Source organism: Azospirillum brasilense, from assembly GCF_022023855.1.
Lineage (GTDB): Bacteria > Pseudomonadota > Alphaproteobacteria > Azospirillales > Azospirillaceae > Azospirillum > Azospirillum brasilense_F.
This window is the reverse complement of the sequence record NZ_CP059450.1, coordinates 654,196-677,132: the sequence shown is the minus strand read 5'-3', so window position 1 is coordinate 677,132 and position 22,937 is coordinate 654,196. Positions and strand designations below refer to the sequence as shown.

The window sequence follows — 22,937 nt, the reverse complement described above, 5'->3', positions numbered from 1 at the left end:
TCCTTAGGTACAGAACAATTTATGCGCTTGAACCCACTCCCGAGTTGGTTCTGAGGAAGTAACCCTCTGCGCATATCCAATTCGTTCGTCCACGTTCGGACGGAGAGGCAGGGCTTATGATCCCGGCGGACAAAGGGTCGGAGTCGCGGGCAGGCGGGGCAAGCCGGAAAATGCGTTTCCCCGGCCGCCCCGTCGTGGCATGAGTGCCGCCATGCGTTTGAGAACCCTTGCGATTCCCTTTTGCGCCCTGCTGGCCGTGGCCGGCGGTTGCGCCGCGGTGGCCGGAAACGGCCGACCGGCCGAGTCCTCCGTTCCGATTGCGCTCGACCCGGACCGCCCGGCTCTTGCGGAGGTTGGCGCTCTGCGATTTCGTGGCGCCCTCCGTCTGCCCGATGGGGCGGGGGTGGGGGGCTTGTCCGGCCTCTGGGTCAGCGACTCGGGCGACCGTTTCGCCGCCGTCTCCGACAACGGCAAGAGCGTCACGGGGCGGCTGTCCTACGACGCCGAGGGGGGGCTGGCGGGCGCCGGACACTACGAAGTCCGTCCCCTGACCCTCGATAAGAGCCCGGACTACCGTGGCCGGCTCAATGATTCGGAAGACCTCGTCCGTCTGCCGGGCGGCGGCTGGCTGGTGCCGTTCGAGCGCAATCACCGCATCCTCCGTTACGATGGCGCTGACCGGCCGGAGGGAACCCCGCGGAAGCTTCCGGTGCCGCCCGGTCTGGAAAACGCCCCCGCGAACGGCGGGGTCGAGGCGCTGGCCGCGCTGCCGGACGGCCGCATCCTGGCCATCGAGGAGGGCGACGACGACGGCGTCCGCGAACGCCACGCCTGGATCGCTTCCGCCGCGTTGAAAACGCGGGGCGACTGGCAACCGCTGACCTACCGCGCCGCGCCGCGCTTCCGTCCCACTGCCGCGGCACCGCTGCCGGACGGCGGGGTGCTGGTGCTGGAGCGGCGGGTGTCCCTGCTGGGCGGCTGGGCGGCGCGCATCGTCCATGTGCCGGCGGACTCTCTGCGCGGTGGCGCGACGATGGATGGGGTGGAACTGGCGCGCCTGGAGCCGCCGCTGCTGACCGACAATTTCGAAGGATTGGCGGTGCGGCCCGGTGAGGAGGGCGACCTGCTTGTCTACATCGTTTCCGACGACAACCGCAGCCCGCTCCAGCGGACCTATCTGATGATGTTCCAGCTTCCGGCCGGCGCTCTGAAAGTCACCGTCGCGGGGCGCTGACCGGAAAGCGCCCCCGCGGTGAGCGGCGTCGCTCAGAAGTTGGCGTAGGGGCCGCCCTGGCCGGGCATGTCCGGCACGCCCGGAGCGCCCGGATTCCCCATCGACTCGCGGTGATGGTGGACGCGGGCGATGCTGGGGGCGAGGTCCTGAAGCTCGATGAAGTTGTCGGCCTGACGGCGCAGCTCGTCGGCGACCATCGGCGGCTGGGAGCGCACGGTGCTGATGACGCTGACCCGCACACCCTTGCGCTGCACCGCCTCGACCAGCCGGCGGAAATCGCCGTCGCCGGAAAACAGCAGGATGTGGTCGACGCGCTCGGCCATCTCCATCACGTCGATGGCCAGCTCTATGTCCATGTTGCCCTTGATCTTGCGCCGGCCTGAGGCGTCCGTGAACTCTTTGGTCGGCTTGGTCACCATGGTGTAGCCATTGTAGTCCAGCCAATCGACCAGCGGCCGGATCGGCGAATATTCCTGATCCTCCACCAACGCGGTGTAGTAGAAGGCGCGCACCAGTCGCCCTTCGGAGGCGAAGCCGTCGCGAAGACGCTTATAGTCGATATCGAAGCCCAGGGACCGGGCAGCCGCGTACAAATTGGCGCCGTCGATGAACATCGCCAGACGCTCTTCCTTATAAAAGAGCTTCGTAACATCTTTCGGCAAAGTCGTATTCCGATCCAATTCCGTAATCCTTCCACGATGGATTGAATTATATGTCAGGCATACGCGAAATTGCGATTCACCAGATAAGTAAAGTAGGAGGTCGTCTTCGCGCGAGCAAGGGGGAGCGCGGGCATGGTCGCGCCGCGGGCGGGGTACGGCGGCCGCACCCGACAGGGCTCGAAGCGCTTGCGCAGGCGCGAACGCATCAATATATTCGGATGCCTTCGCAGATCCCGGAGTTGGTTTGGTATGGCTCGCGTTACCGTCGAAGATTGCGTCCTCAAGGTTCCGAACCGGTTTGAACTGGTCATGATGGCGGCCCAGCGCGCGCGAGAGGTCGCGTCCGGTGCCCCGCTGTCGATCGATCGCGACAACGACAAGAATCCGGTCGTTGCCCTGCGCGAGATCGCCGATGAGACGGTGATGCTGGATCATCTGAAGAACGCCCTGATCAAGGGCCACCAGAAGCATGTCGAGCCGGACGAGCCCGAGGAGGAGATCGTCGAGCTGATGGCCGGCGAGCACGACTGGGCCGCCCGCGGCGACACGTCGCTGGAGGACGAGGACGGGATGAGCGAGGCGGAGGAGGTCGGCGAAGGCGACGACCTGCTGTCCGACATGGAGAGCGACCCGGCGGCGGCCTTCGGCGAGACCGAGGACGACGTCGTCGGCCGCGATGCCGACGGGGATCTCTGACGCTGACCGACAGCGACCGGCTGTGGGGGCCGACGGCCCCCCTTTCCGTCGACCAACCAATCGTTTGCGAAACTTCATGGCGCACGCTGCGCCGGGTCGGGTGCCATGATCCGGCAATATGAGCTTGTCGAACGCGTCAAGGCGTACGACCCCTCGGCGGACGAGGAGTTGCTCAACCGCGCCTACGTCTTTTCCATGAAGGCGCACGGCTCGCAGACCCGCGCCTCGGGCGATCCCTATTTCCTCCACCCGCTGGAAGTCGCCGGCATCCTGACCCAGCTCAAGCTGGACGCCGGGACCATCGCGACGGCGCTGCTGCACGACACGGTCGAAGACACGGTCGCCACGCTGGAGGACATCGAGAAGCATTTCGGCAAGGAGATCGCCCGTCTGGTCGACGGCGTGACCAAGCTGTCGCGCCTGGAACTGCACAGCGAGCAGGCCAAGCAGGCCGAGAATTTCCGCAAGCTGGTGCTGGCGATGTCGGAGGACATCCGCGTCCTCCTGGTCAAGCTGGCCGATCGGCTGCACAACATGCGCACGCTGTTCCATCTGAAGAACCCGGACAAGCGCAAGCGCATCGCCCGCGAAACCATCGAGATCTACGCGCCGCTCGCCGAACGCATCGGCATGCATCAGGTCAAGGACGAGCTGGAGGATCTCTCCTTCGCGGAGTTGAATCCGGACGCCCGCGACAGCATCCTGGCCCAGCTCTCCCGCCTGCGCACCGAGGGCGAGAACCGGGTCCAGAGGATCATCCAGGAACTCCGCGGCACGCTGGCGGAGGAGGGGCTGCCCAACGCCGGGGTCACCGGGCGTGAGAAGACCGCCTATTCGATCTGGCGCAAGCTGCAGCGCAAGAACGTCAGCTTCGAGCAGCTGTCCGACATCATGGCCTTCCGGATCATGGTGGACACGGTGCCGGAATGCTATCAGGCGCTGGGCGTCATCCACGCCCACTACCCGGTCGTTCCGGGGCGCTTCAAGGACTACATCTCGACGCCCAAGCCCAACGGCTACCGCTCGCTCCACACCGGGGTGATCGGTCCGGAGCGCAACCGGATTGAGGTGCAGATCCGCACCAGCGACATGCACGAGATCTGCGAACTCGGCGTCGCCGCCCACTGGGCCTACAAGCAGGGCGAGCCGCGCACCCAGCAGGGGCGCGAGTACCGCTGGCTGCGCGAGCTTCTCGACATCCTGGAGCACGCCCAGAAGCCCGAGGAGTTCCTGGAGCACACGAAGCTGGAGCTGTTCCAGGATCAGGTCTTCTGCTTCACGCCGAAGGGTGACCTGATCGCGCTGCCGCGCGGGGCGACCCCGGTGGACTTCGCCTACGCGGTCCATTCCGAGGTCGGCGACCATTGCGTCGGCGCCAAGATCAACGGACGGATGCTGCCGCTGCGCACGCAGCTGCAGAACGGCGATCAGGTCGACATCATCACGTCCAAGGCCCAGACCCCGGTTCCGGGCTGGGAACGCTTCGTCGTCACCGGCAAGGCGCGGGCGCGCATCCGCAAGTTCCTGCGCACCCAGCAGCGCACCCAGTACATCGAGCTGGGCCGCGCCATCCTGCAGCGGCAGTTCAAGTCGGAAGGCTACGAGTTCTCGGAAAAGGCGCTGGAAGGCGTCATCAAGATCTTCCAGCAGCCAAGCGCCGACGATCTGATGGCCAGCGTCGGGTCGGGTCTGCATTCGGGCCGCGAGGTCTTCCACGCCGTCTTCCCCGGCCACAAGCCCCATGTGGCGACGCCCAAGGAAGGCGACGACAAGAACACCATCACGGTGCCGAAGCCCAAGCCGAAGGCCAAGGGCAACAACGCGCCGCTGCCGATCCGCGGCCTGATCCCGGGCATGGCGGTCCATTACGCCCGCTGCTGCCACCCGCTGCCGGGCGACCGCATCGTCGGCATCGTGACCACCGGCAAGGGCGTGACCATCCACACCATCGACTGCGAGACGCTGGAGAGCTTCCACGAGTCGCCGGAACGCTGGATCGACGTCGCCTGGGACATTGGGCCGGACAGCCCGGAGGAGCATGTCGGGCGCATCTCGCTGGTGGTCAACAACGAGCCGGGCTCGCTCGGCACGCTGTCCACGGTCATCGGCAAGAACGGCGGCAACATCACGAACCTGAAGATCACCAGCCGCAACACCGACTTCTTCGAGTTGCTGATCGACATCGACGTGAAGGACGCCAAGCATCTGACCAACATCATGGCGGCCCTGCGCGCCACCCCCGCCATCAACGCGGTGGAGCGCGCCCGCGGGCGGTGAGCGAGCCCGCGCGGCTGTGCCCGCCCAGAGCGCCCACCAGGAGCGCCCATCAGGAGCGAGGGAAGCATGTCCAGCCCGACCATCTTCAGCCGCCTGATCGCCGGGGAGCTGCCCTGCGCCGTGGTGTACGAGGATGCGGAGACCTTCGCCTTCATGGACGCCGGGCAGGTCAACCCTGGCCATGTGCTGGTCGCGCTGAAGCGCCCGGCCCCGACCATCCTGGACGTGACGGAGGACGAGGCGGCCGCCCTGTTCCGCACCGTCCACAAGGTCGCCCGCGCCGTCCAGGCGGCCTTTTCGCCGGAGGGGATCACGCTTCTCCAGACGAACAGGCCAGCGGGCTGGCAGACGGTGCCGCACATCCACGTGCATGTGGTGCCGCGCTACGAGAACGACGGCGCCGAACTGGTCTGGCCGCGCCACGACCCGCCCATCGAGGAGCTGAAGGCACTCGCCGCGCGGATCGCCGCGCATCACGTCGTCGAATGACGGCGTGACGCGACGCGACGCCACCGCTATATAGCAGGGAGAACCGGTACCCGCCGGATGCAGGATGCGGGACCGGCGCGACACCGGAGTTTCGAACCTATGCCCCGCCCTCTGCGCCTCGGCGTGAACATCGACCATGTGGCGACCGTCCGCAACGCGCGGGGCGGGCGTTATCCCGATCCCGTGCGTGCGGCAAAGCTCGCAGCCGAGGCCGGGGCCGACGGCATCACCGCCCACCTGCGCGAGGATCGCCGCCACATCGTCGATTCCGACATCGAGCGGCTGATGGCGGAGATCCGGCTGCCGCTGAACCTGGAGATGGCGGCAACGGACGAGATGCTCGGCATCGCTTTGCGCCACAGGCCGCACGCCTGCTGCCTCGTCCCGGAGAAGCGCACCGAGGTCACCACCGAAGGCGGGCTGGACGTCGCCGGGCAGATGGACAACCTCAAGCGCTACGTCGGTGATCTCGGCGCTGCAGGCATCCGCGTCTCGCTGTTCATCGATCCGGAGCCGGCGCAACTCGACGCCGCGAAGGCCCTGGGCGCGCCCGTGGTGGAACTGCACACCGGCGCCTATTGCGACGCGCCCGCCGGGGCGGAACGCACGGCGGAGCTGGAGCGCATCGTCCGGGCGGCGGCCCACGCCGAGGCCATCGGCCTGGAATGTCACGCCGGCCACGGGCTGAATTACGAGACGGTCGGAGCGGTCGCCGCCATCCAGACCATCGTTGAGTTGAACATCGGCCATTTCCTGATCGGCGAAGCGATCTTCGTCGGGTTGGGCAACACGCTCCAGCGCATGCGCGCCGTGATGAAGGACGCCCGTGCGCCGGTCGGAACCGGTGGGGCTGGGAGCGTCTCATGATCCTCGGCATCGGGAACGACCTGATCGACATCCGCCGGATCGAGCAGTCGCTGGACCGCTTCGGCGACCGCTTCATCGCCCGCATCTTCACCGACGTGGAGCGCGCCAAGTCGGAGCGCCGCGCTGGGGCCGCCGGCAAGCACAGCGCGCGGGCCGCGACCTACGCCAAACGCTTCGCCGCCAAGGAGGCTTGCTCCAAGGCACTGGGCACCGGGTTCCGCGACGGCGTGTTCTGGCGCGACATGGGGGTGGTGAACCTGCCCTCCGGCCAGCCGACCATGCGCCTGACCGGCGGCGCACTGGAACGGCTGCAGGCGATCACGCCGCCGGGTATGCAGGCGCGCATCCACGTGACGCTGACCGACGAGTACCCCATGGCGGAGGCCTTCGTCATCATCAGCGCCGAACCGGCCGACACCTCCGCCGACACGTCCATCACCACCTCCACGGCACCCCCCGCATGACCATGAACAGAGAGACCGCCTTGACCGGCAAATCCAAAGAGACAGGCGGCTTTGCCGAGACGGTGAAGACGGTCTTCTACGCGGTCATCATTGCCTTCGGCGTGCGGACCTTCGCCTTCGAGCCCTTCAACATCCCGTCCGGGTCGATGATCCCGACGCTGCTGATCGGCGACTATCTGTTCGTGTCCAAGTTCTCATACGGATACAGCAAGTACACGGTCGGCTTCGGGTTGCCGCTGTTCGAGGGCCGCATCATGGGCCACGCGCCGGAGCGCGGCGACGTCGCCGTGTTCAAGCTGCCGCGCGACAACAAGACCGACTACATCAAGCGCGTCATCGGCCTGCCGGGCGACACCGTCCAGGTGACCGGCGGCGTTCTGCACATCAACGGCCAGCCGGTGAAGCGCGAGCGCATCGAGGACTATGTGTCCCGCGACGCGCTGGGGCGCGAGGTCCGCATTGCCCAGTATGTGGAGACCCTGCCGGGCGGGCGCAGCCACCGCATCATCGAGGAGTCGGACAACGGTCCGCTCGACAACACCCCGGCCTTCAAGGTTCCGGCGAACCATCTGTTCATGATGGGCGACAACCGCGACAACTCGCTGGACAGCCGCGTTCCGTCGCAGGTGGGGTATGTCCCGATGGAGAATCTGGTCGGACGCGCCGAATTCCTGTTCTTCTCTCTGGAGGACGGAACCCGCTTCTTCGAGGTGTGGCGCTGGCCGGCGGACCTGCGGTTCAGCCGCCTGTTCAACGCCGTGAAGTGAGCCCCGCACAGCACCGGGGCGCGGAGACCGATTATTGTGAGCCCTGAAGAACGGGGGACCCCCATGGCGTCCGACGCGGACGTGAGTGCCGATTCCGCCGACCTTGCGGAATTGGCCGCAGCCATCGGCCACCGCTTTGCCGACCCGCAACGGCTGGCCGACGCGGTCACCCATCCCAGCCTGATGGGGCTGGAGCGCAACGTCCGCGGCGGACGGCCCGAGCAGGGGCCGGGCCTCGCCTACGAGCGCCTGGAGTTCCTGGGTGACCGGGTGCTCGGCCTGGTCATCGCGGAATGGCTGCTGGAACGCTTCCCCAACGAACGCGAGGGCGCGCTCGCCAAGCGGCACGTCTCGCTGGTCCGTCGGGAGGCGCTGAGCCGCGTCGCCGACGCGCTCCGGCTGGGGCGCTACCTGCGCCTGTCACCGTCGGAGGCTCAGGGCGGCGGCCGCAGCAACCGCACCATCCTGGCCGACGCCTGCGAGGCGGTGATCGGGGCGCTCTATCTGGACGGCGGCATGGACAAGGCGCGGGACTTCATCCGCTCCGCCTGGGCCGGGCAGATCGACCGCGCGGAGCCGCCGCCGCTGGACTCCAAGACGGCGTTGCAGGAATGGGCGCAAGGCAATGGGCGGCCCCTTCCCACCTATGAACTGATCGAGCAGAGCGGCCCGGCGCACGAGCCGGTGTTCCGCATCGCGGTCCGGCTGAAGGGCATGGAGCCGGTGACGGCCACCGGCCCGTCCAAGCGGGTCGCCGAACGGAAAGCGGCCAGCGCCTTGCTGCGCCAATTGGGAGTGCAGGTCGATGACTGACGGCCGCGACAAGTTTGAAAACGACGATTTCGACGATAAGGACGAGGGCGTGAGCGAGAGCGTGGACGCTGATCTTGAAGAGGGCGGCCCGGACGAGGGCGCCGAAGAGGCTGCCTATGTGCCCGAAAACCCCCGCTGCGGCTTTGTCGCCCTGGTCGGCGCGCCGAACGCCGGCAAGTCGACCTTGCTGAACGCGATGGTCGGTTCCAAGGTATCGATCGTCAGCTCCAAGGTGCAGACCACCCGCACGCGCGTGCTCGGCATCACCATCGCCGGCGACAGCCAAATCATCTTCGTGGACACGCCGGGCATCTTCAAGCCGAAGCGTCGTCTGGACCGCGCCATGGTGGCAGCGGCCTGGCAGGGGGCGGAGGACGCCGATCTGGTCGGCCTGCTGTTCGACGTGTCGCGCCGTGGCATCGACCAGGACACGCAGGGCATCATCGCCCGGCTGAAGGAGCAGGGCCGCAAGGCGATCCTGATCCTGAACAAGATCGACCTCGTCCCGCGCGAGAAGCTGCTCGGCCTCGCCGACAGCTTCAACCAGGAAGGCATCTTCACCGACATCTTCATGCTGTCCGCCTCGACGGGCGACGGCGTCGAGCATCTGCGCGGCTTCCTGGCCGCCCGCATGCCGGAAGGCCCCTGGCACTACCCGGAGGACCAGATCTCGGACATGCCGATGCGCCTCCTGGCGGCGGAGATCACCCGCGAAAAGCTGTTCCAGCAGCTTCACCAGGAACTCCCCTACGCGGCGACGGTCGAGACCGAGCAGTGGGAGGAGTTCGAGAACGGGTCGGTCAAGATCTCCCAGGTCGTGTATGTCCAGCGCGACAGCCAGAAGGCCATCGTGCTCGGCAAGCAGGGCACCCGGATCAAGGCGCTGGGGCAGGCCGCCCGCACCGAGCTGGAAGAGATGCTGGAACAGCGCGTCCACCTGATGCTGTTCGTCAAGGTGCGCGAGGACTGGGAGAACGATCCGGAGCGCTACGAGGCCTGGAACCTCGACTTCGGCGCGTCCTAAAGCACCGGTCAGGGTATAGGCGTGGGCGGACGGTCCCCCATATAGAGGGGCGATCGTCCCCTATACGGACCGGCTGACCGTGCGCGTGCCCATCTTCAACGACCTGTACGACGCCGGCTCGCGCCTGTTGGGGCGGGCCGGCGATCTCGTTTCCGGCGGTATCCTGGAGCAGGACGTCCGTCTCGGCGTCACCGGGCTGCGGCGGGCCGGCAAGACCGTCTTCGTCACCTCGCTGGTCGACAACCTGCTGAAGGCCGGGCGGCTTCCCTTCCTCGACGTGGTGTCCTCCGGCCGCTTCCAGGCCTCGCGCCTGCGCCCGCAGCCCGACGCCCAGGTTCCCCGCTTCGAGGTCGAGCAGCGGCTGGCCGAACTGGCCGGTCCGGCGCCCCACTGGCCGACCGAGACTAGGGGCATCAGCCAGCTCCGTCTGTCCATGCGCTACCGCCCGAACGCGATGCTGAAGCGTACGGTGCAGCCGGTCGCCACGCTGAATCTCGACATTGTGGACTATCCCGGCGAATGGCTGCTCGACCTGCCACTGCTCCACCAGTCCTTCGCGGAATGGAGCGCGCTCACCCTGGAGTTGGCCGGGCGTGCGCCGCGCGACGAGCTGTCGGTGTCCTGGCGCGGCTGGCTCGGCACCATCGACACGGCGGCCCCGGCGGAGGAGGAGCAGGCGCGGCGCGGCGCGGCGCTGTTCACCGACTACCTGCACGCCTGCCGCCGCTCCGACAATCTGCTGAGCCTGATCCAGCCGGGGCGCTTCGTCGAGCCGGGCGACATGGCGAACGCGCCGCTGCTGACCTTCTGCCCGTTGCCGGGTGACCGCCCGCGCCCGCGCGGCAGCCTGTGGGCGCTGATGGAGGATCGGTACGAGGCGTACAAGTCCAAGGTCGTTCGCCGCTTCTTCGCCGAGCATTTCGCCCGCCTCGACCGGCAGATCGTCCTCATCGACGTTCTCGGCGCGCTGAACTCCGGCCCGGCGGGCATGGCGGACATGAAGCGCGCCTTGGAACTGAGCCTGGAGCCCTTCCGCCATGGGTCCAGCAGTTGGCTGGACTGGCTGTTGGGCCGGAAGATCGACCGCGTGCTGTTCGCCGCGACCAAGGCCGACCATGTCGCCTCGCACCAGCACACCAGCCTGCGCCATCTGCTGGACCGGCTGGTGTCCGACGCCCGCGCCGGCATCCGCTTCGAAGGGGCGCAGGTGGAGACCATGGCCATCGCCGCCCTGAAATCCACTGAGACGGTGGTGACCGAGCATGAGGGACGGCAGTTGCGCTGCGTGCGCGGTGTGCCGCTCGGCCGCGACCGCCCGACCGTGCTGTTCCCCGGCGAGATTCCCGAGGACGCCGACTTCCCGCCGGGGCAGGAGCGGCCCTACAACTTCATGGCATTCCAGCCGCCCGCCGACCTCGCCCGCGAGGCGCGCGGCCTGCCGCACATCCGGCTGGATCAGGCTATGCAGTTCCTGCTGGGGGATTATCTGGAATGAGCGAGCGCACGCGCGACCGCCACTGGGTCCCGCCGATGGAGCTGGATCCCACCCGCGCCGCCGCCGTCCCCGCGGCGGAGGAGGAGGCGATCATCGCCGGCCCCCTGGCCGGTTCGGCGGCGGAGCGCCTTCCCACGCTGCTGGCGGAGGATCGGCCGCGCAGCCGGCTCGGCCGCTGGTTGGCCGGCTCGGTTGCCGCGCTGGTGCTGATCGCGCTGGGCTTCGACACCTGGGACCTGTTCAACCGCGCCTTCGCCACCAGCGCCGCGCTGGGCGTCCTGGTGGCCGCCGCCGTGACGGTGGCCGGCGGGGCAGCGCTGGCGATGCTGCTGCGCGAACTGCGCGCGCTGCGCCGCCTGCGCAAGATCGAGGAGTTGCGCGGCGAGGCCGGGCGCCTGTCCACCGAGATCGTGACCAAGGCCGGGGAGCCAGGCCACGCCGAGCGCTTTGCCGGGTCGCTGACCCGCCTCTATGACGGTCGTGCCGATCTGGCGTCCTCGCTGGAGCGGGTGCGCGACCATGTGACGGACGCCCACGACGATGCGGAGATCCTGCGCCTGCTCGACCGCGAGGTGATGGGGCCGCTGGACCGCCGCGCCTACCAGACCGTCCTGCGGGCGTCGCGCGACACGGCGGTGGCGACGGCGCTCAGCCCGGCGGCGGTCGTCGACCTCGCGGTGGTGCTGTGGCGCAACCTGAAGCTGGTGCGAGAGATCGCGGCGCTCTACGGCGCGCGGCCCGGCTATGTCGGATCGCTGCGGCTGTTGCGGCGGATGCTTGCCAACCTCGCCGTCGCCGGGGTGGCGGAAAGCGCCCATCACGTCGCCGTCGAGGCGCTGGGCGGCTCCATCGCCGCAGCCATCTCCACCCGCATGGGGCAGGGGGTGATCAACGGGCTGTTGACCGCGCGGGTCGGGCTGACCGCGATGCATCTGTGCCGCCCCATCGCCTTCGGGCCGGACAACCGCCCCAGCATGGGCCAGATCCGCAAGGAACTGCTGTCCCTGCCGAAGCAGGTTCTGTAGCCGCTCACACCGTAGGGAAGGGCAGGCCGTGCCGGGGATGGGCGCGGTCGTGGATCAGGGCGCGGTCGCGGATCATCGGCCAGACGATGCGGCGCAGGAAGCGATGGTCCTGCGCACGGTCGGCCTCTGCGGCGGCGTGGCGCTCGGCCAGCGGCAGCAGGTCGGGCAGCAGTCCGGCGATGCCGCCCCAGTGACCGCCTGACATAACCTCCGTGTGCAGAACCCCGTCGCGCAGGACGTGGAAGGGCCGGTCGGAGGCGACCCAGGCATCGACGGCGGCCCTTCCGTCGGTGGATGGCAGTGTGTCCCAATCGCGGCAGAGGAAGCGCGCCACGGTGGGGTCGTCGGCGGCGGTCAGGCGCCAATAGGGTCCGCCGGTCGACGCGTCTGAGGCCAATGCCACGAGGTCCGCCCCCGCCGCGGCCAGCGCGGCCATCCGGTCGGCGGCAAGGGTACCGTCGTGATGAACCCGGCAGATCCAACCCGGATAGAGCGCCACGGTCTGCCGCAAAATCTCCGCCGGGTCGTGGATATTGGCGGGTTGGCCGCTCCACAGGCTGAAGGCGATGACGTTGTGCCGCCGCGCCTCGGCCCCGCGTGGCCGAGCGGGCAACGGGGGCAGGGCAGGTGCCGTGTCGATGGCCGTCCGGTCCTTCAGTTCCAGCGCTTGGTCGCCCCAGGCGGCGGCCTCGTCCTCCCGACCGAGGAAAGCGAGGGCGACGACCAACCGGTCGATGGCGTCGAGATGACGTGGATCCAGGCGCGCGGCCCGTTCCAGCGCACGGGCGGAGTCCTCAAGCCGGTGCACGACACCTAGCGCAACCCCCAGATTGAAGGCGGCGGACGGAAAATCCGGCGTGATGGCCAGGGCGTTGCGGTAGGCGAAGGTGGAGTCTTCCCGCAGTCCCATCGCGAACAGCGCGTTGCCGTAGAGAAAGGCGACGTCGGCGTCCAGCGGCAGCAATTCCGCGGCCCGGGCCAGCGGGCGGAGGGACTCGGTTCCGCGCCCCTGCTCCACCAGCAGGCGGCCTTCCTCGTGCCGCAGCGCGCCCAAGCGTTCCACCGCGATGGTGAGGGTGGGGGCGGAGGCGACGGCGCGCTCCAGGGCGGTGACGGCCCCGGCGGAGCGGCCCAGGGCACGCAGGGCGTTTGCCATGTCGGTCCAGGCTTCCGCGAAATCGGGCTGGAGGGCGACGGCGCGCCGGTAATCCTCCACCGCCGCCTCCGGTTGTCCGGAGGAGCGGCGGATGTTGCCGTTGTTGGCGTGCATGTCCGCCGCCTCGGGCCGCTGGGCGATGGCGCGGGCGATGAGTTGCAGGCCAAGGGCCTGCTCCCCCACCTGCCCGGCCAGGACACCAAGGAAATGCAGCGCGTCCGGCTGATCCGGGTCCACATCCAGGATGCGGTGGTAGAGCTGTTGGGCCTCGGCCAGCCGACCTGCCAGATGGTGGTCCAGGGCGAGCGTCAGCGCTTCCGCGATCGTAGCCATGCATACAGGCTTAAGCGCCCCGGCGCCCCTCCGCAAGCATCACGGCTGTGAGAAGGGTGGGTGGCGGTTCCTATGGTCCTGGAATGCGAAGCTTTGGTACCGGAAACAGCCTATGGGACTTCGTCCTTTGGCATAGCCGGAAAAAAGGTGAACGAACCCTTTACAATGCACGAGTGCGGCTGCAATATATGATCTGGATTGTCCAATCATCGGTGTAATGTCATGAACGTGGCCATCGCCACCGCAACGGCTGCAAGGCCGTTGGCCTTCATGACGGCCCGCAACAGCGATGCTGTTGAAACCGGGGCCGACACCGGGACTCCGCCCGCAAAGGACCCCGTGACCGGGCAGTCCGAACCCCTCTCCGCCCGCTACACGAAGACCGCCTACCGTTACGATGCCGACGCGTCGCGGCTGGTTCTGCTGTTCCGCAGCCCGGAAGACGGCGCGACCCTCGACCAGATACCGACCGAGGCGGCTCTGCGGCAGTACCGTGAAGCGCAGAAGGACCGGAAAAGCGGCAAGGCGTCGCTCGAGCTTCTGGTTGGCGGCTCGGACGGGCAGGACCAGCCGAACGGCGCCGGCCAGAGCGGGACCTCCGCCAACGGTTCCCCTGTGCAGCGATGGGCCTTGGGTCAGTCCGGGACCGGCGGGGGCCGCTCCGGCCCGTCACAGGGGACTTCCGCGCACATGTCGCCGGTGGTAGCCTCGACACCGATGGTGGCCCATGCGGCGGCCGCTCCCTCGGCAGGGGCCGGTTCCTTCAACGTGGTCATCTGACCGACGCCGCGCGGACCGCAAGGCGTCGGCCGTCTGTTTCCTTTGGCCGTCTGTTTCCTTTAAAGGCATCCTCCGATGGCTCTCGATATTTCCTCCTCCACCCTGGGTGCTGCGGTCGGTTTGCGGCAGGCGCAGGGACAGATGGACTTCGGCGTGAAGACGCTGAACCAGACCGCACAACAGCAGGATCAAGCGATCGCCACGTTGCTTCAGGGCGGTTCGGATGGATCCTCGTCCGGCGGCAACGTCACGGCCACGCGCGGGCAGAATCTGAACATCGTCGTGTAAGCGGTTGATCTATCAGGCTTGATCGCGCACGTCATGCGACGGCCATAAAAAAAGCCCCTCTCGCTGGAGAGGGGCTTCGTGCGTTCCGGAGGGCCGCTTACTTCAGCTCGTCGAAGGTCTCGATGATGTGGCTGACGATGCCGTATTCGCGGGCCTCGTCGGCCAGCATCCAATAGTTCCGGTCGGTGTCCTTGGAAACCTTCTCCACCGGCTGGCCGGTTTCGCGCGCGATGATGCGGTTCAGACGCTCACGCATGCGGATGATTTCCTTCGCCTCGATGGCGATGTCCGTCGCCCGGCCACCGGTGCCGCCCAGCGGCTGGTGGATCAGGAAGCGGGTGTTCGGCAGGCAGTAGCGGTCTTCCTTATTCGCGGCCAGGAAGATGTGGCAGCCGGCGCTGGCGACCCAGCCGGTGCCCAGCATCTTCACGCGCGGCTTCACGAAGCGGATCATGTCGTGAATGGTGTCGCCCGCCTCGACGTGGCCGCCGGGGGAGTTCACCACGACCGTGATGTCATCGTTGCTTTCGTGGGCCAGAGCCAGCAGCTGGGCCGAGACGGCCTGCGCCAGCTTCATGTCGATCTGCCCGAAGATCAGCACCGTGCGCGCCTTGAACAGGTTCGACTGCACGGCAGCGAACGGCGGCGGGGCGCTTTCCTTCGACTTCTCGTCCGGCTCCTGCTCGGGTTCGTCGTCGAAGCGGGTGTATCCGTCTTGCGCCATCGTTTTTGAACTCCCTGAGGTCGGCGTGTCTACCGGGGGGGCTTTGGCTTGCGGGGGCCTGGGATGTCGGATGGGGACCGAACCACGCCACTCGTTTCTCCACATAGCCCGTATCGGTTCCTTGTTCAACGGGCCGCGACGCCAAATCCCACCCCGGCGCCGTCATAGTCGCGCTCAGGCTAGCCGCATCGGTGCGGATCGCCCCTTGCCGACCATCGCGAAGGAGAGGCACACTGCCCCCTGCACAATCGGGGGGCGGTGCATGGAAGGGGGCATCGGGGGCGGCGTCTCGGTCATCATTCCAGCCTACCGGGCGCAGAGCACCATTGCCCGCGCCGTGTCCAGCCTGTTGGCGCAGAGCTTTCCCCACTGGGAGGCGGTGGTGGTCAGCGACGACGGCACCGACTACCGCGCTATTCTGGAAACCGCCGGCATCGCCGACTCGCGCCTGACCTTCACCGGGACCGGCCGCGTCGGGTCCGGCGCCCCGGCGGCGCGCAACGCCGGGCTGCGGTGCGCCAGTCTGCCGCTGATCGCCCCGCTGGACGCCGACGATCGGTTCGAGCCGGACCGGCTGGCGCGGATCGCCCCTCTGGCGGCGGTGCAGGGGGCTGCGGCGGACAATGTGGCGGTGGTGCGCGACGGCGACGGCTCGCCGCTCTCCACCCTGTTCCCGTCCGGCACCGGGACTGCCACGCTGGACGCGGCGGGCTTCCTGGAAACCTCCGTCCCGATGTTCTTCGTGGTCCGTCGCGACCTCGTCCCCGGCTGGGAGGAGGGTGTCGATTTCTGCGACGACGTGGTCTTCAACGTCCAGGTCCTCGACCGGCTGGGCCGCCTGCCGCTGGTGCTGGAACCGCTGTACGAATACCGGCAGCGGGAGGGGTCGATCACCTGCTCCGCCGACAGCGGCACGCGGGCGGACTTTTGCTACCGCCATGTCCTGGACCGGTTGGAAGGCGACGGGCTACGGATCACCGACGCTGCGCTTCGCCGCCGCTTCGCCGCGGCCCTGGAGGCCAAGCGTGCCCTGAATGCCGCCTACATGGCCGCGTACGCCGTCGGGCGCTGCGCCAATTTTCAGGAGTTCCTGGCCTTGCGGGAAAACTCCCTACCGGGATAGTCGCCGATCACGCTCAGATGCGTCACCACCGTGCCATCCGGCCAGAATTGATGAAGAGCGAGCGCGGACGGCTCCTCTGTCCAGCGGTAGGGCGGCTCCGGCGCCAGATCCAGCGCGATCTGGTAGGCCACGGACGGGGCGACGTAACCATGCGCCCCGTTCCACGCGACCGCGGTCTGGCGGTGGGTGTGGCCGCACAGGACGGCCCGGACGTTCGGGCGGCTCCTCACCAGCCGCCCCAACTCCTCCGCGCCCTCCAGGCAGCGCAGCGTGTCCAGGAAGGCCAGCCCGGTATCGAAGGGCGGGTGGTGCAGCGCCAGCGCCGTCGGCCGCTCCGGCTGCTCGGACAGACGCTCCGCCAGCCAGGACAGCCGGTCGGCGCACAGGCCGCCCACTGCCGAACCGGGGACGACCGAATCGAGCATCAGGATGCGGACCGGAAACTCTTCCACCGCGTGGTGAAGGAAGGGGCCATCCATGGGCATCCAGCCCGTACCGGCGAAAGTCCGGCGCAGTTCCTCGCGGTCGTCGTGATTGCCTGGCAGCACGCGCAAAGGAATGGAGAGCGGTTCCAGCAGGGCGAACAGCGCCTCGTACTCGCCGGGCTTCGGCCCATTGACGAGGTCGCCGGTGATGAGGACGAGGTCCGGGCGCGGCACCAGAGCGTTCAAGTGGGCCACCGCGGCGGCGAGGCGGGCGTTCGTGTCGTAGGCGGTGGTCGGGGCGATGCCGGGGGCCGTCACATGCAGGTCGGACATCTGGGCGATCAGCATCGGGCACCCCTTGGAACGCGAGGGTCGGAGGACCAAGGATTGTCACATCGCCGATTTCCTGGACGTGTTCAAGAGTCCAACCGGAGCAAAACTTCCTTTACGCTTCCATGACAGGCTGAGTCATCGGCCGAACGACAGTCCTGCCGCCACTGCATCGGATCGGGGAATGAGCGCGTCCACCTCCGCCTGTCTGCTCGCACGATTGCTGGCGTCCGGGAAGTTCTGGTTGAAGCGCGCCCGCATCGAATCCCCGGACCTCGGCGAGGGAGCCCCGCCACCCGGCCCGGATGGCGCCCTGCTGGCCGATCTTCGCATCGAAGGCGATCGGATTCGTGCGGTTCTACCGGCGGGCGAGGCGCCCTGCTGCGCTCCCGGCCTCTGCCTCGACGGTGCGCCGGTACGTCCGCGCGGTGGCTGCACCACGGTTGGTCCTGGTCAACCCGCTGATTTGACGGTGATTTTTCCCGATGGCGCGCGGTTGGAGATGGAGAAAGGCCGGGTTGTGCAAGCCGATCCGCCGCCGTCGCGCGTGTGAACCCTTGCAACCGTCTCGACTCCGGAACTGAACTGAACGATATAGTTCAGTTTACCGCCCGCCCCTCACAGCGGCCCGGTTGACACGAAACGCCCCGCGCGCCCGCCCGGCGGGCCGGCGGGCCTGTGCGGGTTCCGTATCCATGCGCCACACGCTTCGCATCGTCGCCCTTCTGGTTCTGGTCGCGCTCGGCGGCGGCGCCTACTGGTACTTCGTCAAGCAGGGCGGGACCATCAACACGCTGCTCGCCGGGAAGGTTCCGTCCCCCGGCGGTGCTTCGGCCTCCGGCCCGGCGGCGGGCGGACCGCCGGGTGGTGCGCCGCCGATGCCGGTGGAGGCCCTGCCGGTCAAGGTCGGCACCGTGTCGCGTCAGGTCACCGCGGTCGGCTCGCTGCTGTCCAGCGAATCGGTGGTCATCCGGCCCGAGGTGGCGGGCAAGGTCTCCGAGATCGCCTTTCTGGAGGGGCAGGCGGTGAAGAAAGGGGCGGTGCTGATCCGGCTGGACGATTCCATCGCCCGCGCCACGCTGGCCCAGGCGCAGGCGAGCATCGCCTTCTCCCGCGCCGAACTGGCCCGCGCCGAGGAGCTGTACCGCCAGCGCACCGGCCCCGCCCGCAACCGCGAGCAGGCGCTCGCCAAGCTCCAGTCCGACGAGGCGGCGGTGCAACTCGCCAAGGCGCAGCTGGAGAAGCTGACCTTGACAGCGCCCTTCGACGGCGTGCTGGGCCTGCGCAAGGTCTCGGTGGGTGACGTGGTGGCGGCGGGCAAGGACATCGTGAACCTGGAAGCCATCGAGATCCTGAAGCTCGATTTCCGGGTGCCGGAGCTGTATCTGCCGACCGTCCGCACCGGCCAGACCCTGAAGGTCGCCGTGGATTCCTTCGGCGGGCGGACCTTCGACGGCACGGTCTACGCCATCGATCCGCTGGTCGACGTGAACGGCCGCGCCGTGGTGATCCGCGCCCGCATCCCCAACACCGACGGCGCGCTGCGCCCCGGCCTGTTCGCTCGGGTGGCCCTGACGCTGGACCAGAATCCGAACGCCGTGCTGGTGCCCGAGCAGGCGGTCAGCGCCTTCGGCAACAAGCAATTCGTCTTCAAGGTGGTGGAGGGCAAGGCGGTGCAGACCACGGTCACGCTGGGCGAGCGCCGCAACGCCGAGGTGGAGATCACCGCCGGCCTGCAGCCCGGCGACGTGGTGGTGACCGCCGGCCAACTGAAGATCCGCGACGGCGCCCCGGTGATGGTCGTGAACAACAAGCCGGCGGGGAGCTGAGCCGATGGTCCTCTCCGACATCTCCATCCGCCGGCCCGTCCTGGCGACGGTCATGAGCCTCGCGCTCATGCTGATCGGCATCGTGTCGTACCAGCGCCTGTCGGTGCGCGAGTACCCGAAGATCGACGAACCCGTCGTCACGGTGGAAACCACCTACAAGGGCGCGTCGGCCGAGATCATCGAAAGCCAGGTCACCCAGATCCTGGAGGACTCGCTGTCGGGCATCGAGGGCATCGATGTGATGTCCTCGATCAGCCGCGCCGAGAAGAGCCAGATCACCCTGCGCTTCCGCCTGGACCGCAATGTGGACACGGCGGCGAGCGATGTGCGCGACCGCGTCGGCCGCGTGCGCGCCCAGCTTCCCAACGAGATCGACGAACCGGTCATCGCGAAGGTGGAGGCCGACGCGCAGCCGATCATCTATCTGGCCTTCTCCTCCGACCGCCATTCGCCGCTGGACGTGACGGACTTCGCCGACCGCTACGTCAAGGACCGGCTGCAGAATCTGCCCGGCGTCGCCCAGGTGCGAATCTTCGGTGAGCGGCGCTTCGCCATGCGGCTGTGGCTCGACCCGCAGCGCATGGCCGCCTACCGCGTCACCCCGCAGGACGTCGAGAACGCGCTGCGCAAGCAGAACGTCGAGATTCCCGCGGGCCGAGTCGAGAGCAAGGCGCGGGAGTTCACCGTCGTCTCCGAGACCGACCTGCGCACGCCGGAGGAGTTCGACCGTATCATCCTGCGCGACGACGGCGGCTATCTGGTCCGGCTGAAGGACGTCGGCCGGGCCGAGCTGGGCGCGCGGGACGAACGGGTCAGCGCCCGCTTCAACGGGCGCGGCGCCGTCGCCATCGGCGTGGTGAAGCAGTCCACCGCCAACCCGCTGGACGTGTCTAAGGCGGTGAACGAAGCGCTGCCGAAGATCCGCGCCGCCCTGCCCGACGGCATGGGGGTGGATGTCGGCTACGACAGCTCCGTCTTCATCGCCAAGTCCATCGACGCGGTGTTCAGCACGATCTTCGAGGCCATCGTCCTGGTCGTTCTGGTCATCTTCGTGTTCCTGCGCAGCTTCCGCGCCACGCTGGTGCCGCTGGTGACCATCCCGGTGTCGCTGATCGGCGGCTTCGCGCTGATGTACGCCTTCGGCTTCTCGGTCAACACGCTGACTCTGCTGTCCATGGTGCTGGCCATCGGCCTCGTCGTGGACGACGCCATCGTGATGCTGGAGAACATCTACCGCCACATCGAGGAGGGCGTGCCGCCCTTCCAGGCGGCCTTGCAGGGATCGAAGGAGATCGGCTTCGCGGTCATCGCGATGACCATCACGCTGGCCGCGGTCTACGCGCCCATCGGCTTCATGACCGGCCGCACCGGCCGCCTCTTCTCCGAATTCGCCCTGACCCTGGCGGGGGCGGTGATCGTCTCGGGCTTCGTCGCCCTGACCCTGTCGCCGATGATGTGTTCCAAGCTGTTGAAGCACCAGACCAAGCACAACGCGCTCTACAACGCCATCGAGCGGCTGCTGAACGGGCTGACCAACGGCTACCGGTCCATTCTCCGCGTGTCGCTGAAGGCGCGCCCGCTGGTGCTGCTGGTCGGCGCGGTGGTGGCGGGGCTCAGCTACACGCTGTTCACCGGGCTGAAGTCGGAACTGGCCCCGGTCGAGGACCGCGGCACCATCGTCGGCATCGCCATCGCGCCGGAGGGCTCGACGCTCGACTACACGGAAAGCTACGCCAAGCGGATGGAGGACCTGTTCCGCCAGATCCCCATTGTCGAGAAGTTCTTCGTCGTGGTCGGCTTCCCGGTGGTCAACCAGGGAATCTCCTTCGTCCGCCTAATCGACTGGGACGAGCGCGACGTGAAGCAGCAGGCAATTACCGCCCAACTCTTCCCCAAGATGTTCGGCATCCCCGGCATCCTGGCCTTCGTCACCAACCCGCCGTCGCTGGGCCAGAGCCCGGTGGACAAGCCGGTCAACTTCGTCATCCAAAGCTCGCTGCCCTACGACGAGCTTCAGAAGATGGTGGACGGGCTGATGGCGGAGGCGCGGAAGTTCCCCGGTCTGACCAACCTCGATACCGACCTGAAGCTGAACAAGCCGGAGCTGCGCATCACCATCGACCGCGACAAGGCCGCCGACCTCGGGGTGGATGTGGAGACGGTGGGCCGCACCCTGGAAACCCTTCTGGGCGGGCGGCAGGTCACCCGCTTCAAGAAGGAGGGCAAGCAGTACGACGTGGTGGTCCAGGTCGGCGACGTCGACCGCCGCAACCCGGACGACATCGCTTCCATTTACGTCCGCGGCACGCCGACCATGGCGGCGGAAGCGGGCGTCGCCACCAACACCGGGGCGATGATCTCGCTCGCCAACCTCGTCCACATCGAAGAGCGGGTGGCGCCCAAGGAGCTGAACCACTTCAACAAGCTGCGCTCCGTCACCATCACCGCCACCCTGGCGCCGGGCACCTCGCTGGGCGAGGCGCTGGGCTATCTCCAGGATGCTGCGAACCGCGTGCTGCCGGCCACCGCCCAGACCGACTATGCCGGGCAGAGCCGCGAGTTCCGGGAATCGGCGACGGGCCTGTACTTCGTCTTCATCCTGGCTCTGGCCTTCATTTATCTGGTGCTGGCGGCACAGTTCGAGAGCTTCATCGACCCCTTCGTGATCATGCTGACGGTGCCGCTGTCGATGACCGGCGCGCTGGCCGCGCTGCATTTCACCGGCGGGACGATGAACGTCTACAGCCAGATCGGGTTGGTGACGCTCGTCGGCCTCATCACCAAGCATGGCATCCTGATCGTGGAGTTCGCCAACCAGCTCCAGCGCGAGGGGGTGGACATCCGCAAGGCGGTGGAGGAAGCCGCCGTGCTGCGCCTGCGCCCGATCCTGATGACCACGGGCGCCATGGTGTTGGGCGCCGTTCCGCTCGCCAACGCCCATGGGGCGGGTGCGGAGAGCCGGCAGGCCATCGGCGCGGTGATCGTCGGCGGCATGCTGCTGGGCACCTTCCTGACGCTGTTCGTGGTGCCGACCGTCTACAGCTACATCGCGAAGAAGAAGCCCTTTCCGGCGGTGGACGGCTCCGCCAGCCACCCCACGGGCGCACACCCGCAGCCGGCGGAGTAATCGCTGGCCGTAGATAGGATCTGAGACGGAGGGTGAAAAAGAAAACGGGGTGTCCGGATCAGGGCGCCCCGTTTTCCTCCAGCGGTTCCACATCGACGCTGACGGACAGCGTGTGGCCGGCGGCCCCCATCAGGACGCCGCGGGCGGGGCTGACGTCGTCGTAGTCGCGGCCCCAGGCGATGGTGATGAAGTCCTGGTCGGCGCGGCGCGCGTTGGTCGGGCAGACGTCGATCCAGCCGGCCTCGGCGCCGCACCAGACGGACGCCCAGGCGTGGCTGACGTCGGCGCCGACCAGACGCGGCCGGCCCGGCGGGGGCAGCGTACGCAGATAGCCCGAGACGTAGCGGGCCGGCAGACCCATGGCGCGCACGCAGCCAACCACGATGTGGGCGAAGTCCTGGCAGACGCCGCGGCGGTGCCGCATCACCTCGGCCATCGGGGTGGCGATCGTCGTCGCGGTGGGGTCGAAGGTGAAGTCGTCGTGGATGCGCCGCATCAGGTCCAACGCGGCTTCCGCCGCCGGGCGGCCGGGCGTGAAGGACTGCGCGGCGTAGTCGTGCAGCGTCGGGCTGGCCGCCACCAGCGTGCTGTCGAAACGGTACTGGACGACCTCCGCACCGTCGTCCGGGCCGGTCAGGCCGCCCAACGAATCGCGCACATGTTCCCAGGATGGGGTAAACGCGGCGTCCAGCGTCGGGGGCGGGCCGACCTCCACCTCGCTCTCCGCGGTGACGACCAGTTGCCGGTGCGGTTCCTGCATCGCGACGTAAGTGACGGTGTTGCCGAAATAGTCGGTGTGGGACGACTGCACCGCCGGCGCCGGCAGGATGGTCAGCGCGCTCTGGTGGACGCGCTGGCGCGGGTGCGGGCGGGCCGTCAGGTGCAGCAGATGGTGCGACACCGACACGTCCTCGCCATAGTCGTAGCGGGTCGTGTGGCGCACGCGGAAGCGAACGCCGAAACGGTCACCGGAGTGCTCGTCAGCGGGGGCCGCGCCGGTCATGGTCGG

22 protein-coding genes are annotated in these 22,937 nt (G+C 68.0%); 17 read left to right on the top strand and 5 right to left on the bottom strand.

Annotated elements, in window-relative coordinates; all coding sequences use genetic code 11:
• The first annotated feature begins 211 nt into the window (after window positions 1-211).
• Window positions 212-1,234, top strand: coding sequence for an esterase-like activity of phytase family protein (locus H1Q64_RS16465; RefSeq protein WP_237906220.1), 1,023 nt, complete (start codon window positions 212-214; stop codon window positions 1,232-1,234).
• Between the two features lie 32 nt (window positions 1,235-1,266).
• On the opposite strand, the gene H1Q64_RS16460 is transcribed toward H1Q64_RS16465, so the two are convergent.
• A complete protein-coding gene (locus H1Q64_RS16460; protein ID WP_014198734.1) occupies window positions 1,267-1,848 on the bottom strand; it encodes an NYN domain-containing protein in 582 nt (193 codons plus the stop codon).
• A gap of 297 nt (window positions 1,849-2,145) precedes the next feature.
• Between H1Q64_RS16460 and rpoZ the strand changes: the two genes are divergently transcribed.
• The 10 genes from rpoZ (at window position 2,146) to H1Q64_RS16410 (ending at window position 11,813) form a co-directional block, all read left to right on the top strand.
• Window positions 2,146-2,592 (top strand): DNA-directed RNA polymerase subunit omega, encoded by a 447-nt coding sequence (gene rpoZ, locus H1Q64_RS16455; protein ID WP_237906219.1) that lies wholly within the window; start codon window positions 2,146-2,148, stop codon window positions 2,590-2,592.
• A gap of 105 nt (window positions 2,593-2,697) precedes the next feature.
• A complete protein-coding gene (locus tag H1Q64_RS16450; RefSeq protein ID WP_237906218.1) occupies window positions 2,698-4,869 on the top strand; it encodes a RelA/SpoT family protein in 2,172 nt (723 codons plus the stop codon).
• Window positions 4,870-4,935: 66 nt separating this feature from the next.
• Window positions 4,936-5,358 (top strand): HIT family protein, encoded by a 423-nt coding sequence (locus H1Q64_RS16445; RefSeq protein WP_237906217.1) that lies wholly within the window; start codon window positions 4,936-4,938, stop codon window positions 5,356-5,358.
• Between the two features lie 99 nt (window positions 5,359-5,457).
• Entirely contained in the window at window positions 5,458-6,225 is a 768-nt protein-coding gene (locus tag H1Q64_RS16440) for a pyridoxine 5'-phosphate synthase (protein WP_237906216.1), read from the top strand.
• Window positions 6,222-6,689 (top strand): holo-ACP synthase, encoded by a 468-nt coding sequence (gene acpS, locus H1Q64_RS16435; protein ID WP_237906215.1) that lies wholly within the window; start codon window positions 6,222-6,224, stop codon window positions 6,687-6,689. Before H1Q64_RS16440 ends, acpS begins: the two co-directional genes overlap by 4 nt.
• On the top strand, window positions 6,686-7,456 hold the full coding sequence (gene lepB / locus H1Q64_RS16430) for a signal peptidase I (protein ID WP_035679215.1): 771 nt from the start codon (window positions 6,686-6,688) through the stop codon (window positions 7,454-7,456). Before acpS ends, lepB begins: the two co-directional genes overlap by 4 nt.
• A gap of 63 nt (window positions 7,457-7,519) precedes the next feature.
• Complete coding sequence (gene rnc, locus H1Q64_RS16425) at window positions 7,520-8,269, top strand: ribonuclease III (protein ID WP_237906214.1); 750 nt, start codon at window positions 7,520-7,522, stop codon at window positions 8,267-8,269.
• Entirely contained in the window at window positions 8,262-9,293 is a 1,032-nt protein-coding gene (gene era, locus H1Q64_RS16420; RefSeq protein ID WP_237906213.1) for a GTPase Era, read from the top strand. The genes rnc and era overlap by 8 nt, the downstream gene beginning before the upstream one ends.
• Before the next feature lie 79 nt (window positions 9,294-9,372).
• Window positions 9,373-10,788, top strand: a complete 1,416-nt coding sequence (locus tag H1Q64_RS16415) for a YcjX family protein (RefSeq protein ID WP_237906212.1) — start codon at window positions 9,373-9,375, stop codon at window positions 10,786-10,788.
• Window positions 10,785-11,813, top strand: a complete 1,029-nt coding sequence (locus H1Q64_RS16410; RefSeq protein ID WP_237906211.1) for a YcjF family protein — start codon at window positions 10,785-10,787, stop codon at window positions 11,811-11,813. The genes H1Q64_RS16415 and H1Q64_RS16410 overlap by 4 nt, the downstream gene beginning before the upstream one ends.
• A 4-nt stretch (window positions 11,814-11,817) precedes the next feature.
• On the opposite strand, the gene H1Q64_RS16405 is transcribed toward H1Q64_RS16410, so the two are convergent.
• Window positions 11,818-13,302, bottom strand: coding sequence for a tetratricopeptide repeat protein (locus H1Q64_RS16405; RefSeq protein WP_237906210.1), 1,485 nt, complete (start codon window positions 13,300-13,302; stop codon window positions 11,818-11,820).
• A 222-nt stretch (window positions 13,303-13,524) separates the two neighbouring features.
• On the opposite strand from H1Q64_RS16405, the gene H1Q64_RS16400 reads away from it, so the two are divergent.
• Window positions 13,525-14,082 carry a hypothetical protein gene (locus tag H1Q64_RS16400; RefSeq protein WP_237906209.1) on the top strand — a complete coding sequence of 186 codons (558 nt, stop codon included), beginning with the start codon at window positions 13,525-13,527 and terminating at the stop codon, window positions 14,080-14,082.
• A 75-nt stretch (window positions 14,083-14,157) separates the two neighbouring features.
• On the top strand, window positions 14,158-14,370 hold the full coding sequence (locus H1Q64_RS16395) for a hypothetical protein (RefSeq protein ID WP_040134149.1): 213 nt from the start codon (window positions 14,158-14,160) through the stop codon (window positions 14,368-14,370).
• Window positions 14,371-14,467: 97 nt separating this feature from the next.
• Here H1Q64_RS16395 and H1Q64_RS16390 read toward each other — a convergent pair whose 3' ends face one another.
• Window positions 14,468-15,094: an ATP-dependent Clp protease proteolytic subunit gene (locus H1Q64_RS16390; protein WP_237906208.1), complete on the bottom strand. Its 627-nt coding sequence runs from the start codon at window positions 15,092-15,094 to the stop codon at window positions 14,468-14,470.
• A 262-nt stretch (window positions 15,095-15,356) separates the two neighbouring features.
• Between H1Q64_RS16390 and H1Q64_RS16385 the strand changes: the two genes are divergently transcribed.
• The gene (locus tag H1Q64_RS16385) at window positions 15,357-16,217 is read left to right on the top strand and encodes a glycosyltransferase family 2 protein (RefSeq protein WP_237906207.1); all 861 of its coding nucleotides are present in this window, start codon (window positions 15,357-15,359) and stop codon (window positions 16,215-16,217) included.
• Here the strand turns inward: H1Q64_RS16385 and H1Q64_RS16380 are convergent.
• Entirely contained in the window at window positions 16,175-16,990 is an 816-nt protein-coding gene (locus H1Q64_RS16380; RefSeq protein WP_237906206.1) for a phosphodiesterase, read from the bottom strand. The genes H1Q64_RS16385 and H1Q64_RS16380 overlap by 43 nt on opposite strands.
• A 166-nt stretch (window positions 16,991-17,156) precedes the next feature.
• Between H1Q64_RS16380 and H1Q64_RS16375 the strand changes: the two genes are divergently transcribed.
• From H1Q64_RS16375 to H1Q64_RS16365, 3 genes are all read left to right on the top strand, one after another.
• A complete protein-coding gene (locus H1Q64_RS16375; protein WP_237906205.1) occupies window positions 17,157-17,525 on the top strand; it encodes a hypothetical protein in 369 nt (122 codons plus the stop codon).
• 142 nt (window positions 17,526-17,667) lie between these two features.
• Complete coding sequence (locus H1Q64_RS16370; RefSeq protein WP_237906204.1) at window positions 17,668-18,801, top strand: efflux RND transporter periplasmic adaptor subunit; 1,134 nt, start codon at window positions 17,668-17,670, stop codon at window positions 18,799-18,801.
• Between the two features lie 4 nt (window positions 18,802-18,805).
• Window positions 18,806-21,928 carry an efflux RND transporter permease subunit gene (locus H1Q64_RS16365; protein ID WP_237906203.1) on the top strand — a complete coding sequence of 1,041 codons (3,123 nt, stop codon included), beginning with the start codon at window positions 18,806-18,808 and terminating at the stop codon, window positions 21,926-21,928.
• Between the two features lie 58 nt (window positions 21,929-21,986).
• On the opposite strand, the gene H1Q64_RS16360 is transcribed toward H1Q64_RS16365, so the two are convergent.
• On the bottom strand, window positions 21,987-22,931 hold the full coding sequence (locus tag H1Q64_RS16360; protein WP_237906202.1) for a transglutaminase family protein: 945 nt from the start codon (window positions 22,929-22,931) through the stop codon (window positions 21,987-21,989).
• Window positions 22,932-22,937 lie beyond the last annotated feature (6 nt).